The sequence below is a fragment of the Brevibacillus sp. 1238 genome, from assembly GCF_029892995.1.
Classification (GTDB): Bacteria; Bacillota; Bacilli; order Brevibacillales; family Brevibacillaceae; genus Brevibacillus; species Brevibacillus parabrevis.
In genome coordinates this window covers 470,589-483,926 of sequence record NZ_JARXWC010000001.1, presented here as the reverse complement: position 1 = coordinate 483,926, position 13,338 = coordinate 470,589, and the positions used below count along the sequence as shown (strand labels likewise).

General features: G+C 52.6%; 12 protein-coding genes. 4 read left to right on the top strand and 8 right to left on the bottom strand.

The genetic code is table 11. The annotated features are described in order from the left end of the window. Nucleotides 1-104: 104 nt before the first annotated feature. The 6 genes from M2298_RS02185 to M2298_RS02160 form a co-directional block, all read right to left on the bottom strand. Nucleotides 105-725 carry an NUDIX hydrolase gene (locus tag M2298_RS02185; RefSeq protein ID WP_280648177.1) on the bottom strand — a complete coding sequence of 207 codons (621 nt, stop codon included), beginning with the start codon at nucleotides 723-725 and terminating at the stop codon, nucleotides 105-107. A 274-nt stretch (nucleotides 726-999) separates the two neighbouring features. Then, entirely contained in the window at nucleotides 1,000-2,571 is a 1,572-nt protein-coding gene (locus tag M2298_RS02180; RefSeq protein WP_217021940.1) for a glutathione ABC transporter substrate-binding protein, read from the bottom strand. Nucleotides 2,572-2,793: 222 nt separating this feature from the next. Beyond that, nucleotides 2,794-4,023, bottom strand: a complete 1,230-nt coding sequence (locus tag M2298_RS02175) for an amidohydrolase (RefSeq protein WP_280648176.1) — start codon at nucleotides 4,021-4,023, stop codon at nucleotides 2,794-2,796. Between the two features lie 15 nt (nucleotides 4,024-4,038). Further along, nucleotides 4,039-5,610, bottom strand: coding sequence for a glutathione ABC transporter substrate-binding protein (locus tag M2298_RS02170; protein ID WP_280648175.1), 1,572 nt, complete (start codon nucleotides 5,608-5,610; stop codon nucleotides 4,039-4,041). Nucleotides 5,611-5,723: 113 nt separating this feature from the next. Then, on the bottom strand, nucleotides 5,724-7,313 hold the full coding sequence (locus tag M2298_RS02165) for a glutathione ABC transporter substrate-binding protein (protein WP_122963110.1): 1,590 nt from the start codon (nucleotides 7,311-7,313) through the stop codon (nucleotides 5,724-5,726). A gap of 210 nt (nucleotides 7,314-7,523) precedes the next feature. Further along, on the bottom strand, nucleotides 7,524-9,128 hold the full coding sequence (locus M2298_RS02160; protein WP_217021937.1) for a glutathione ABC transporter substrate-binding protein: 1,605 nt from the start codon (nucleotides 9,126-9,128) through the stop codon (nucleotides 7,524-7,526). Between the two features lie 266 nt (nucleotides 9,129-9,394). On the opposite strand from M2298_RS02160, the gene M2298_RS02155 reads away from it, so the two are divergent. Further along, nucleotides 9,395-9,913: a DUF3231 family protein gene (locus M2298_RS02155; RefSeq protein WP_122963108.1), complete on the top strand. Its 519-nt coding sequence runs from the start codon at nucleotides 9,395-9,397 to the stop codon at nucleotides 9,911-9,913. Between the two features lie 185 nt (nucleotides 9,914-10,098). On the opposite strand, the gene M2298_RS02150 is transcribed toward M2298_RS02155, so the two are convergent. Continuing rightward, nucleotides 10,099-11,172 (bottom strand): branched-chain amino acid aminotransferase, encoded by a 1,074-nt coding sequence (locus M2298_RS02150; protein ID WP_122963107.1) that lies wholly within the window; start codon nucleotides 11,170-11,172, stop codon nucleotides 10,099-10,101. 127 nt (nucleotides 11,173-11,299) lie between these two features. Further along, nucleotides 11,300-11,743 carry an aminotransferase class I/II-fold pyridoxal phosphate-dependent enzyme gene (locus tag M2298_RS02145; protein WP_122963106.1) on the bottom strand — a complete coding sequence of 148 codons (444 nt, stop codon included), beginning with the start codon at nucleotides 11,741-11,743 and terminating at the stop codon, nucleotides 11,300-11,302. Between the two features lie 165 nt (nucleotides 11,744-11,908). Here M2298_RS02145 and M2298_RS02140 point away from each other — a divergent pair, with 165 nt between their 5' ends. The 3 genes from M2298_RS02140 to M2298_RS02130 are packed head-to-tail and all read left to right on the top strand — an operon-like array spanning nucleotide 11,909 to nucleotide 13,289. Further along, nucleotides 11,909-12,271 (top strand): hypothetical protein, encoded by a 363-nt coding sequence (locus tag M2298_RS02140; RefSeq protein ID WP_233454203.1) that lies wholly within the window; start codon nucleotides 11,909-11,911, stop codon nucleotides 12,269-12,271. Continuing rightward, on the top strand, nucleotides 12,264-12,470 hold the full coding sequence (locus M2298_RS02135) for a hypothetical protein (protein ID WP_122963105.1): 207 nt from the start codon (nucleotides 12,264-12,266) through the stop codon (nucleotides 12,468-12,470). The genes M2298_RS02140 and M2298_RS02135 overlap by 8 nt, the downstream gene beginning before the upstream one ends. 54 nt (nucleotides 12,471-12,524) lie before the next feature. After that, the gene (locus M2298_RS02130) at nucleotides 12,525-13,289 is read left to right on the top strand and encodes an SDR family oxidoreductase (protein ID WP_173596198.1); all 765 of its coding nucleotides are present in this window, start codon (nucleotides 12,525-12,527) and stop codon (nucleotides 13,287-13,289) included. The last annotated feature ends 49 nt before the right edge of the window (nucleotides 13,290-13,338 follow it).

Sequence of the window (13,338 nt, the reverse complement as noted above, 5' to 3'; positions counted from 1 at the left end):
TATGAAACAAAAACGCGTCTGCCACCTGTCCGCGCCGTTGTTGCAACGCGCGAAAGGATTGACAAGACTGGGGACTCGGGGAGCCGCCTTCGCTCCTGATCTTGTTACAGCCAGCTTTTGATCGCCTGAAACACTTCCTGATAATAATGCACTTCATGGGGAACAAAATCACTCTGCTTGACCATCAGACTAGCGTCGTAGCGCTCTCCTGCCGCATCGGTCAAAAACCCTTTCGCTGCCACTTGCGAAAGCTGGTCTGCAAACAACGCCTCCAACTCCTGCACATTCACCCAGAGAAGTCCTGTCACTTCTTCCTTTTGCAACCGATATTCGTGCAGCGGCTGATCGCACTCCATCGCAAATACGTGGCACAGCTCCTTGTCGATGATGCCTGGCGCCGTAATCACATCGCGAATGACGCCAATCTGGCGGAGCTTTTCATACGGCACGACAAGTCCAAGCTCTTCCTCCAATTCCCGCACTCCGTCACAGGGCCGCTCCCCTGCGAGCAAATGACCTGCCGATGTTATATCAAGCAAATTCGGGCCCGTATCTTTTTCCGGATGCCTTTTCTGGAACAAAAGCTCCAGTTGTCCATTGTGCACCCGGTAAAGCCAGCAATGGAAAGTTTGGTGCCAATCCCCTTTTCGGTGCACCTCGCTGCGCACTTCCACACCGATCTGCTGTCCTGATTCGTCAAAAATGTCAAAGCGTTCTTCCGTCATCCAACTCCACCTCATCTGCGTATCGGTTTCTCATTCTTTTCCACCTTACCAGTTAGGCGAAGTGTTGGCTACTCTGTTCGCCCGAAATATGCACTACCGCCACTCCGCCCCGTTTCGGCTTTGCTTTTGCGCTGTCCATGCTCGATCCAAAGCCTTGCCAGGCCGCTGGCGAGCAGCACTCCCGGTCATGTTGACAGCCGCGCTCCCTTCCTATAGACAAAGGGACAGCGCCTGGCGCCATCCCTTTGTCTCATCGTGTTGTCCTGGTGAAAGCTTATTGAATTGTGACTTCGTCCAGCATCAGGTAGCCTACCGGGCTTAACCAGAAGCCTTTTACATCTTTGGCTGTTACCGATACGTGGTCGATGGTGCGGATCGGAATGACCGGAACTTCTTTCAGCTCGATCTCTTGCAGCTTGGCATAGATCGCGTTCCGCTTCGCTTCGTCCTTTTCGCGGCGGCCTTCTTCAATCAGCTTGTCGACTTCCGGGTTGTTGTAAAAGGCAATGTTTCCGGCGCTGCCTTTAGAGGAGCTGTGGAAGACGTTGTACTGGTTGTAGTCGCCGTCGCCTGTGGCATTGCCCCAGCCGCCGATAAACATCGCATGCTCGCCTTTGTCTGTGTACTCCAAATATGCCCCGTACTCCATTACTTTGATTTCCACGTCGATGCCAATGCCCTTCAGCTGGGACTGGATTACTTCCGCTACGTTCATGCGCTCTTTGCGGTCATCGGTCACAATCGATGTTTTGAAGCCGTTCGCGTACCCTGCCGCAGCAAGCAGCGACTTCGCTTCGTTCACATCGTACTTGTAGTCCTCAAGGTTCGGGTTGTAGCCGATCACTTTAGGAGACATCGAAGAGACTGCTTCTGTCCCTACGTTGTTGTACACGCCTTTGACAATCGCTTCTTTTTCAATCGCATGCGCGACAGCCTGGCGCACACGTATGTCGTCAAACGGCTTTTTCGTCACGTTGAAGCCGATGTATTCTACACCGAGACCTTCTGCGCGAACCATGTTCATGCTTGGCGTTGCTTGTGCGCGCTCCACCTCTGTTACAGGAAGCTGGTCGCCGATGTGCGCTTCGCCTGCCTCGACCATCGCGATGCGGGTCGTATCTTCCGGCACGACTTTATATTGGACTTTGTCTACTTTCGGCTTCTCGCCCCAGTAGTTTTCGTTTTTCGCCAGTGTCATTTCCTGACCTGGAATCCAGTCTTCAAATTTGAAAGGCCCGGTTCCTACCGGCTTTCTCGCCAATGTGTCAGCGCCTTCGGCAATCGCTTTTGCGCTGATAATGCTGCCTTCCGTGCTTGCGAGAATCGACAGCAGCGGCGCAAACGGGTAGTCCAAAATAAACTGAACCGTTTTGTCGTCGACTGCCTTGATTTCCTTGATCATCGCGAAGTTGGAAGCGCGCGGGGAACCTACTTTCGGATCGAGGGCACGTTCGAACGTCTTTTTCACGGCCTCGGCATTGAACGGTGTGCCATCGTGGAAAGTAACGCCTTCGCGCAGCTTAAATTCCCAAGTCAGATCGTCAACCTGTTTCCACTCGGTAGCCAGTGCTGGCTTGTAGCCTGCGTTTTTGTCCCGCGCCACCAGACTCTCATATACTTTGCCGTAAATATAGTTGGCGGATGGAATGTTGGAAATGAAATGCGGATCGAGATTGTTTGCGTCTGCCTTGCGCGCTACGATCAAGGTTCCGCCTTCTTTTGCCGCCTCGGAAGCCGGTGCTCCATTTGCGTTTTGCTGCTCTGTACCTGCGCCACATCCCGTCAGTGCTACACCGACGGTCAGCGACAGCGCGAGCAGCGATCCAAACAAGCGTGTTTTCTTCATCTGCGTGTCCCCCTGTACAATGCTGTCGAAAATTCTGAATCTATTTCTTATTTGCATTATACGGTAGACTTTCTGCGCAGCCTTTCAGCATCTTTACTTCTATTTATAATATTTTTACTTTTATTTAATTTTATCTAATTCAGCTTCCGGAAAGGGACTGCGTGAAAAAACCGCTCATCCCCTGTGAACGGACAAGCGGTTTTCTCCAATAAAAGCAGACGGCTACTGCTTTTGCCAGACGATTTTTCCCGCGTACACGACTGCTTCCTTCGCAGCTTGACGTGCGACAGCTTCAGCCGAGCAACTGGCCCGGACAAACACAGCATCGGCAGCGTCACCAGGCTTTGGCCAGGCGCGATTCCCTGCCTCGTCAAGCGGGGTGATACCGCCAGTGACCAGGCCGAGCGTGCGGGCAAGCGATTTCTCGTCAATGAGCCGGAAGCGCTCCGCTACGCGATTCGCTTTTTGCAGCATATCTCCTGTGCCGAACGGGTCCCAATGATCGGTAATGTTATCGTTGCCAAGTCCGATCTGCACCCCTTTTGCCCGGAGCAGCGGAATCGGGATCGTCGGCATGTCGATCGGCACCGCGGACATGATCGCGATGTTCAGTTCCGTGCACAATTCCGCGATCTCTTCTGCCAAAGCCGTCGGCACCTCTCCCAGCGCATAGGCGTGGCTGACAGTCGTCCGGCCTTGCCAGCCAGCATCGCGCACCATCGCAGCGAGTCGCTTCATGATGAAAATGCCCAAATGCCCCGGCTCGTGCAAATGCAGGTCGATGTCCGCATTGGCTTCTACCGCAATATCCATCATTGTGTGCAGCGATTTTTCGATATCTTCGTCAAAAGAAGCTGGATCGACACCCCCGACGAGTCCCGCCCCATGCTTCATCGCCTCGCGGACGAGCGCTACGGAATCACTGCGCAGCAATCCATGCTGAGGGAAAGCGACAATTTCCCAGGAAAGTTTTTCCCGGTAAGTTTCCAGAGCAGCGAGTGTGGCCTCCAAGTTTTGCAAGCCGATGACCGGATCGATATTGCAATGCGTTCGGACGTGTGTCGCACCGTGCGATTGCAGCAGGTGCAGCAAGCCTTCTGCACGCTGTTTGGCTACCGGAAGCTGGCGCGGCAGCAGTTCCTGCTCTTGTTGAATCCGGAAAAAGCGGTTGGGAGCAGGAATGACTGCCTGCCAGGGACCTCCGTAAAACGTTTTATCCAGATGGATATGCATCTCCCGAAAAGACGGCAGCATGAGCAGCCCGTCTGCGTCCCAGTAAGAGGCAGCTTGTGGGAGCGGAGTGCTGGCAGGGACGATTTTTTCCACGCGACCGTCCGCCAAAAGCAGATGGACACGCTTTGTCGCCGTCCCTGTTATCCTCCCGTTCTCCTCTTGAAACCCGCTTTCCAGACGTGCGTTTTTGATCCAGAGGCTGTCTTTCCCGCTCTCCATGTTCGCTCCCCCTTCTTACTCCATCGTAATATCGTTAATCATCATATAACCGGATGGGCTGATCCAGAAGCCCTTGATTTTTTTGCTGACTGCTGCAACGTGTTCCAGATTGCGGATCGGAACCATCGGCGCTTCCTTGGACTCGATTTCCAGCGCCTGGGCGTAAAGTTGCTTGCGCTTGGCGCTGTCCGGCTCGCGGCGCGCTTCTTCGATCAGCTTGTCCACTTCCTTGTTCACGTAAAAAGTCGTGTTGCCGCCCTTGCCGAGCGAGCTGGAATGGAACAGGTTGTACTGGTTGTAGTCGCCGTCGCCTGTCGCGTTGCCCCAACCGCTGATAAACATGTCTGTCTCGCCATTGTCTTCGGCATCGAGATACGCTCCGTACTCCAGCACTTTGACCTCTACTTCCACGCCGATGCCTTTCAACTGCGACTGAATGACTTCTGCGGCATTGATCCGCTCTTTGCGATCCCCGGTCCACAGCGTTGTCTTGAAGCCGTTGGCATAGCCCGCTTCCTTGAGCAGTGCCTTGGCCTTGTTCGGGTCGAACTCGTAGCCTTTCAGCGCCTCGCTATAGCCGAGAACTTTCGGGCTCATCGCAGAATTGGCTTTTGTTCCCACATTGTTAAAAACGCCTTGGATGATGGCATCTGTCTCGATCGCATAGTTGATCGCCTGGCGAACCCGGACATCGTCAAAAGGCTTTTTCTTCGTATTGAAGCCTATAAAATCGGTGCCCAGTCCTTCTGTGCGATACAGAGCCATTTGCGGCGACTGGCTGACGCGTTCGATCTCGGTTACAGGCAGCGGCTCCGCAATATGGGCTTCGCCTGTCTCAACCATGGCAATTCGCGTCGTATCTTCCGGAACGACCTTGAAGACGGCCTTTGCGTATTTTACCTTTTCACCCCAGTAGTTGTCATTGCGTGCGAGCACAATTTCCTGTCCCGGCGTCCACGCCTCGAACACGAACGGCCCTGTGCCTACCGGATGCTTGCTCAAATCTTTTCCGTATTGCTCGATCGCTTTCGGGCTGATAATGCTCCCTTCATGGTTGGCTAAAATGGACAACAGCGGCGAGTACGGGTAAGTCAGCTTGATTTGCACAGTGTAGTCGTCTACGGCTTTCACTTCCTGGATCATTTGGAACTGGGTGGCGCGCGGAGAGCCGACTTTCGGGTCGAGGACGCGAGCAAACGTCGCTTTGACCGCTTCTGCGTTAAACGGTGTTCCGTCGTGGAAAACAACGCCCTGGCGCAGCTTGAACTCCCACGTCACTTCGTCCAGCTGCTTCCACTCGGTTGCGAGCATCGGCTTGAACTCCATATTTTCGTCCCGGCGAATCAATCCTTCGTACACTTTGTGATGGACGACGCTCGCCGCGTTGATCGCGGAAATAAAGTGCGGGTCCAAGTTGTTGGCATCCGATTGTCTGGCAATAATCAGCGTCTGTGTTCCATCAGCCGCTTCGCTTTTGGCTGGATTGTCCGCAGCCCCCTGCTCCGGTTGTGCCGAACACCCTGCAAGCACCAGTCCAACGCCGAGCACGCCCGACATCAGAATGCTCCATCCTTTGCGTCTTTTCATAAAATCGCCCCCGTTTTTGCTTTTCTGTCTCTTGTTTTGAAAGTAGAGCAGCATAGCTGATCCCTTCAAGGAACTCGGCTATGCTGCGATTCATTGCTCTTGGAAGCTTGCGGTTATGGCAAGGTGATTTCGTCGATTTCGATGTGACCAGCCGGGCTGATCCAGACGCCCTCTACCCCTTTTTCAATCGCTGCCAAGTTTTCTGCGAAGCGGTAAGGCACGACTGCTACTTCATCCATTTCGAGCTGTTGCGCTTTTTCGTAAATTTGTTTGCGTTTTTCTTCGTCTTTCTCTTTGCGTCCTTCTTCGATCAGCTTGTCTACTTCCGGATTGCTGTAGAAGGAGTGGTTGCCTGGCGCGCCGTGAGACTTCGTGTGGAACAAGTTGTACTGATTGTAGTCAGCATCGCCTGTCGCGTTGCCCCAGCCGCTGATGAACAAGTCTGTTTCGCCTTTGCTCGCTGCGTCGATATAGGCGCCAAACTCCAGCACTTTGACTTCCAGATCGACATTGATTTGTTTCAGTTGTTGTTGCAATACTTCCGCTACGTTGACCCGCGCCTTGTTGTCATTGAGGTAGACGGTTGCCTTGAAGCCGTTGGCATAGCCTGCGTCCGCCAGCAATTTTTTCGCTTTCTCGATGTCGTAGCCAAGGTCTTTTACGTTCGCGCTGTAGCCGACCATCGTAGGAGAGATCGAGGAATGAGCGACCGTTCCCACATCGTTGTACACCCCTTGAATGATCGTCGGCTTGTCGATCGCAAGCGCAATCGCTTGACGGACGCGCACATCGTCAAACGGCTTTTTCTTGTTGTTGATGCCGATATGCTCGCTGGAGAAGGACGCATAGCGGCCGAGTGTCATGTTTGCCGAGTTTTTCACGCGGTCTACTTCTGTTACAGGAAGTTGTTCAGCCACTTGTGCTTCGCCTGTCTCGACCATAGCCAGTCGGGTTGTGTCTTCTGGTACTGTTTTGAAGACAACCTTGTCCAGCTTCGGCTTGTCTCCCCAGTAGTTGTCGTTTTTCACCAGCACAACTTCTTGTCCTGGCGTCCACGATTCAAACTTGTACGGCCCTGTTCCGGTTGGATGCTTGGTCAAGTCTTTGCCGTACTGCTCGATCGCTTTTGGCGACAGGATGCCGCCTTCTGCGCTGGCGAGAACGGACAACAGCGGAGCGTACGGGTAGTTGAGGATAAATTGCACCGTGTTGTCATCCACGACTTTTACTTCCTTGATCGCTTCGAACAGGTTGGCGCGGTTCGAGCCGACTGCCGGGTCCTGGACGCGGGCGATCGTCTTTTGCACCGCTTCTGCATTGAATGGGGTGCCGTCGTGGAAAGTTATGCCTGTGCGCAGTTTAAACTCCCACGTCACATCGTCCACTTGCTTCCATTCGCTTGCCAGCGAACCGACGTATTTGCTTTCTTTGTCCATGCGGACCAGACCCTCGTATACTTTGTGATGAATGATAGCTGCCGAATTAATTTGCGTAAGAAAGTGCGGGTCCAGATTGTTTGCGTCCGACAACCGGGCGATGACCAGTGTGCCACCTGCTTTGCCCGTGCCAGGCGCTGCTGTTTGCCCGGACGTATTGGCGTTCGTCCCCGCTTCTGGCGCTGGCGCCTGCGAGCAGCCGGCCAGCGCTGCCGATACGGCAACAGTCATGGCGATCAGCGTCTGGAAAAAGCGCGTCTTTTTCATGTAGTGTTTCCCCCTCTTTTGTTTGCGCCGGATGTGCTATAATTTTTTGATCATTCGCGCATGTCTCATTTTACCTACTATTCAGGTATTATTTTTTCACTCTCTTTACTACTATTTTCACTTTCTTTACTCTTTTTTTGCCTTTTCCACATATTAGGATAGCAAAAGAAAAAGCCCCTCCCAGCAATTGGGAGAGACTTTTGGCACAGCCTATTGAATCGTCACATCGCTGACCTCGATGTAGCCGGAAGGGCTGATGTAGACGCCCTGCACATTTTTCGCGATAGCTGCCAGGTTTTCAGAGCTGCGATACGGGAGCAGCGGCACTTCGTCCATCTCGATCTGTTGCGCCTCTGCGTAGATTTGCTTGCGTTTCTCCGGGTCTTTTTCCTTGCGTGCTGCTTCGATCAACGCGTCGACTTTTGGATTGCTGTAGAAGGAATGGTTGCCTGGCACTCCCGCAGACGTGCTGTGGAACAAGTTGTACTGGTTGTAGTCGCCGTCGCCTGTGGCATTGCCCCAGCCGCTGATGAACATCTGGGCTTCGCCTTTTGCCGCCAGCTCCAGGTACGCCCCGAACTCCATCACCTGGATTTGCAGGTCAATGCCGATGCCTTTCAACTGCGATTGCAACACCTCTGCCACGTTGATGCGCGCTTTGTTGTCATTCAAGTACACGGTCGCCTTGAGTCCGTTGCCGTATCCAGCTTCTGTGAGCAATTGCTTGGCTTTGTTCAAATCGTACTCAGGCGTCTTGATGTTCGGACTATAGCCGATTACTTTTGGACCGAGCGAAGAGATCGCGACTTTGCCGACGTTATTGTAGACGCCTTGAATAATCGCTTCCTTGTCAATCGCATGCGCAATCGCCTGGCGGACGCGGACATCGTCAAACGGCTTCATTTTGACATTCATCCCGATATGATCCACGGCAAAAGACTCGAAGCGCCCCAGCGACATATTCGCGGAGTTTTGCACCCGCTCCAGCTCCGTGACGGGCAGCTGCTCGGCAACGTGCGCTTCGCCTGTCTCCACCATCGCGACACGCGTCGTGTCCTCCGGAACCGTCTTGAACACGACTTTGTCCACTTTTGGCTTCGTGCCCCAGTAGTTTTCATTTTTGACGATGACGATTTCCTGACCGGGCGTCCACGACTCAAAGACGAACGGGCCTGTCCCTACCGGATGCTTGGCCAGGTCTTTGCCGTACTGCTCAATCGCCTTCGGGCTGATGATGCCGCCCTCGGCGCTGGCGAGGACAGAAAGCAATCCCGCGAATGGATAATGCAAAATGATCTCCACTTTTTTCGGATCAATCACTTTGACTTCCTTGATCATCCCGAACATGTTTGCCTTCGGAGTCGGCTGGTTTTTGTCCAAAATGCGATTGATCGTCTTCTTCACAGCTTCCGCATCAAACGCGGTTCCGTCGTGGAACGTCACGCCGTCTCGCAAAGTAAATTCCCATGTCACATCGTCTTTCTGTTTCCATTCTGTCGCCAGAAGCGGCTTGTACTCGCTGTTGCGGTCCATCATCACCAGACCTTCGTACATTTTGTGCTGCACGACTGCCATGGAGTTGATTTGCGTACTGAAATGCGGGTCGAGGTTGTTCGCGTCAGACAGCCGGGCGATAATCAACGTACCGCCGCCAGCCGCAGCAGGGGTGGATGGCGCAGGACTGCCGGTTGCTTGTCCGGAGTTGGAGCCGATCGCGGCCGGTTGCGATTGCGAGGTGCCGGAACAGCCTGTCAAAACGGTCGCAAACGCGACAGACAAAGCAAGAATGGAACGTACGATGCGCGTTTTCTTCAATGAAAATGCCCCCTTTGTCTCGTTGGTAAAAAGAAAAATAATGACATAACAAAATATTACTAATTTTCTTACTATTAATCTTTGCACGATCTTTACTTTCTTTTTCACTATCTTTACCTTGTTGTTTTTGAATGTTAAAAAAATCTCTACCAGGCGAGTGCCTACATTTTCCACGGTGAATTTGCCGTGCATGGCGAATCTTATCAATGGGCGGAAGATCATTCGAGTGCCGCCGTCAGATGAACGGCATCAGAAGGAGGACAGGCATGGGGATTTTTGGTGACAATTCCAAACAAGAGCCGCTGCATTATGGCGAAGTGTTTGGCGTCTGGGTTTATTTGGCGACGACAAAAGCTCTGCTCGCTGGTTATCAGACAGCGATGAATCATGCTGGCGATACGGATTTGAAGGACTTTCTCGAAGATATCATGCAAACGATGAAAAAGGAAATTGACCAGTTGGAGGATGTACTTAAAATAAACGGCGTCGCCTTGCCGCCTTCCCCTCCCGATCGGCCACTGGCTGATCGGAGCAGCATTCCGGTCGGAGCCAGGCTCAACGACTCCGAGATTGCCCTGGGAATTGCCCGGGATATTGCCGGAGGCTTGCTGACATGCAGCCAGGTCATGAGCCAGTCGCTGCGCGAGGATATCGGCTTGATGTTTGCCGAGTTCCACTTTGCGAAAGCGCACTCCGGTTTTCGTCTGCAACGCATCCTCAAGGAAAAGGGCTGGCTGATTTCCCCACCCCTGCACATGCACGCGCCAGAGCTTGCGCACGTCTAGCCTGTTGTTGTGAATAAGCACTGTCACTGAGTGGGCAGTGCTTTTTTGCGCGTTCGGTCATTTTTGATTACGTTGAGGGAAGCAACTTGGCAAATCTCGCTGGCGTAGCGCCATAAAAAAACATGCCCCCGCTCGTCGAGACGAGGAAGGCATGCTTTGCAGCTTGTCGCATTGTCGTTATGAAATTACTCGCTGACTTCTACAGACCAGCCGAACTTGTCTTCTTTTTCGCCATACTGGATTCCGGTCATTGTTTCGTACAGTTTGGTGGTCAACGGGCCTGTTTTTTCGCCGTTGAGAATCATTTGGTGGCCGTTCCAGTTCAGGTCGCCGACTGGCGAGATGACCGCTGCCGTGCCTGTTCCAAACGCCTCTTCCAGTTGCCCTTTTGTGTACGCCTCGTACAATTCTTCGACGGAAATCCGCTTTTCTACTACCGGGATGCCCCAGTCTTTCAGCAGGTGGATCGTCGAATCACGGGTGATTCCCTCCAAAATGCTGCCGTTCAAAGCAGGGGTCCACACTTCTTCGCCCACTTTGAAAAATACGTTCATGCTGCCGACTTCTTCAATGTATTTATTTTCTACGCCATCCAGCCAAAGCACTTGCTCGTAGCCTTTTTCCTTGGCTTCCGCCTGTGCTTTCAGAGCGCCTGCGTAGTTCCCCGCTACTTTGGCATTGCCTGTACCGCCGCGGACAGCGCGAACGTATTTGTTTTCTACGTAAATTTTCACTGGCTCCATACCATTTGCATAGTAAGCGCCAACCGGAGACAGAACGATGATCAGCTTGTACGTGTGCGATGGACGCACGCCGAAACATGGCTCCGTAGCGATCACGAATGGACGGATGTACAGCGACATGCCGCTCTCTGCCGGAATCCATTCTTTTTCAAGCGCTACCAGCTGTTTCAGCGCATCGACCATAAATTCCCCGTCCACTTGCGGCATGCTCATCCGCTCCAGGGACCGATTCATCCGCTTGAAGTTTTGCTCCGGACGGAACAGAAGCACCTTGCCTGCTTTGTTGCGGTATGCTTTCATTCCTTCAAAAATCGCTTGTCCGTAGTGGAGTACCATCGCAGCCGGATCGAGCGTCAGCGGAGCGTGCGGAACGATTTGCGGATCGTGCCAGCCTTTTCCTTCCGTGTAATCCATCGTGAACATATGGTCGGTAAAATGCACGCCGAACCCCAGCTTGTCGAGTGCTGGCTTCTCTTTTTTCTGTTCTGTTCGGACAATCGTTAGCTGACACTCCATCTTCTACATCTCCCTTGATTATTAAAATCCTGCATTTCTGAAATAAGCTTTATATATTTAAAATATCAACTATTTCGAATGATTGCCAGCTTAACTTTCCTTTTGCCAGAAACGGCTAACAGGAAAGTTACTCTATCATCGGGGAAAGTGCAGCATAAACCTCTTCCATCTCCGCTTCCGTTCCGACTGTGATGCGCAACATGTCCGCAAGGCGCGGCAGTTGATCATAGCGCACGTAAATTCCTTGCTCCATCAGCTTTTCATACAGCTCGCGCGCAGACTGTCCTTCTGCCTTCGCTGGTGGCTGGCACAAAATGAAATTCGTCTGCGCTGGGACGACGCTGAAACCGAGCGATTCAAGCTGCTTGGAAAAAACCGCCCGCGTCCGCTTGATCCTGCCTGTCGTCTCTTGCATATAGCTTTGATCGCGCAACGCCGCAAGCGCGAGATGGCGTGCGATCGCAGATTCAGGCGGATCGCTTTTGTTCCCGCCGAGGGCATCGCGCCTTTCACATTGCCGGGCATCTTTTCGATATGAGGCAAAATCATCGTCATTGCTTCTCTCCTCCATGTCGCGTGCGACTTTCTCATCCCTGCTTCCGATTCGCTTTGCAAAGATGTTATGATGTAGAATATCCTTAATTTTACAAAGACAAAGAAGAAATATCCAGTTTTCTGCTTTTTCCAGTGCCAGGAACGAAAGGAATGGAAGTCGACATGCTCCAACGGACGCGTCGTGTACGTCGGAACGTTTTCCAGAGTGTTGTGCCCCTCTATTCGGCTCAGCTATCTCGTTCTGCCTCCCGCACTGCTCGACCGCTTCCTGACGAAAAGCAACAGCTACGACCAGTACGCTGCGCCCATTTTCCAGAAAACGTTGTACCTGTTCATGGAATCGGGTGATTTTCATCGGCATGTGCGAGCGAACAGCGAAGTGATTGACTATTCCCAAAAAAGGCAGTATTCATCAGCGCAAGAAAAATGGACTGCATTTTGCAAAAACAGCGCTCTGGTTGTGCTCACGCATCCCATCAAAGATTGGACTTTTACATGGAACGAAAAGAAGGTAGTAAAGTGGGGTGATTTTTATCATGAATGAATATATTATCATCGCGATCCCGCTTTTGCTGGGAATCGTCGGCTTCGTTTGCCTGCTCCTCGGTTTGTTTGGTTACCATCCGAAAAAAATTCGCATACACCTCACCATTTCCGGGATTTGCTTTTTCTTGCTGTTCGCCTATCTCATCATCGGGTATATTTACTTGGCTCCGCCATCGTTGTTGCTGAACTTGTTTTGATTACCCGTGGGCAAAACGCAAATGATCCATTATCGCTGAGGAGGTTTCGTGCCTATGAGTAGAAAAGTCGCCATCGTCACAGGAGCAAGTCGGCTGAACGGTATTGGTGCTGCCATATGCAGAGCGTTGGCTGCACAAGGGATTGATCTGTTTTTCACGTATTGGACAGCGTACGACAAGACAATGGATTGGGGGGTACAAGACGATGAGCCAGCGCAACTGCGCGAACAGTTGACCCGCTATGGAGTAAAGTGCGCGTGCAGCGAAATCGATTTGTCCAAGCCTGACTCGTGGTCGCATGTCCTCGATGAAGCCAGCTCGCAGGTTGGCGCTCCCTGTATTCTCGTCAACAACGCTTGCCATTCCACTTCCGACAATTATCAGTCGCTTTCGGCTGCCAGTCTGGACGCTCATTACGCGCTCAACGTTCGCGCGCCGATCATGCTCAGCGCCGAATTTGCCCGTCGATTCTCCCAGCCTGGCAACGGCCGGATTATTCACCTGACTTCCGGGCAATCGAAAGGCCCCATGCCTGGCGAAATCGCCTATGCCGCGACAAAAGGGGCGCTGGATGCGTTCACGATTACTTTTGCCGCAGAAGTCGCTCCGCTCGGAATTACCGTCAACGCAGTCAATCCCGGCCCTACAGATACCGGATGGATGTCAAAAGAGCTGGTGCCGTTCCTCTTGAAGCGCAGCCCCATGGGCAGGATCGGCCAACCGGAAGATGCGGCACGTCTGGTCGCTTTTTTGGCAAGCGAGGAAGCGGGATGGATTACCGGACAAATCATTCATTCGGAAGGAGGATTTTTGCGTTGAGCTGCCACTTTTGCGTGTGTTGCGCGCAAAATAAAAGCACAATCCGCTA

Coding starts and splice junctions, on each gene's coding strand:
- M2298_RS02185 (WP_280648177.1), bottom strand. CDS start 725: ATGACGGAAGAACGCTTTGACATTTTTGACGAATCAGGACAGCAGATC.
- M2298_RS02180 (WP_217021940.1), bottom strand. CDS start 2,571: ATGAAGAAAACACGCTTGTTTGGATCGCTGCTCGCGCTGTCGCTGACC.
- M2298_RS02175 (WP_280648176.1), bottom strand. CDS start 4,023: ATGGAGAGCGGGAAAGACAGCCTCTGGATCAAAAACGCACGTCTGGAA.
- M2298_RS02170 (WP_280648175.1), bottom strand. CDS start 5,610: ATGAAAAGACGCAAAGGATGGAGCATTCTGATGTCGGGCGTGCTCGGC.
- M2298_RS02165 (WP_122963110.1), bottom strand. CDS start 7,313: ATGAAAAAGACGCGCTTTTTCCAGACGCTGATCGCCATGACTGTTGCC.
- M2298_RS02155 (WP_122963108.1), top strand. CDS start 9,395: ATGGGGATTTTTGGTGACAATTCCAAACAAGAGCCGCTGCATTATGGC.
- M2298_RS02150 (WP_122963107.1), bottom strand. CDS start 11,172: ATGGAGTGTCAGCTAACGATTGTCCGAACAGAACAGAAAAAAGAGAAG.
- M2298_RS02145 (WP_122963106.1), bottom strand. CDS start 11,743: ATGGAGGAGAGAAGCAATGACGATGATTTTGCCTCATATCGAAAAGAT.
- M2298_RS02135 (WP_122963105.1), top strand. CDS start 12,264: ATGAATGAATATATTATCATCGCGATCCCGCTTTTGCTGGGAATCGTC.
- M2298_RS02130 (WP_173596198.1), top strand. CDS start 12,525: ATGAGTAGAAAAGTCGCCATCGTCACAGGAGCAAGTCGGCTGAACGGT.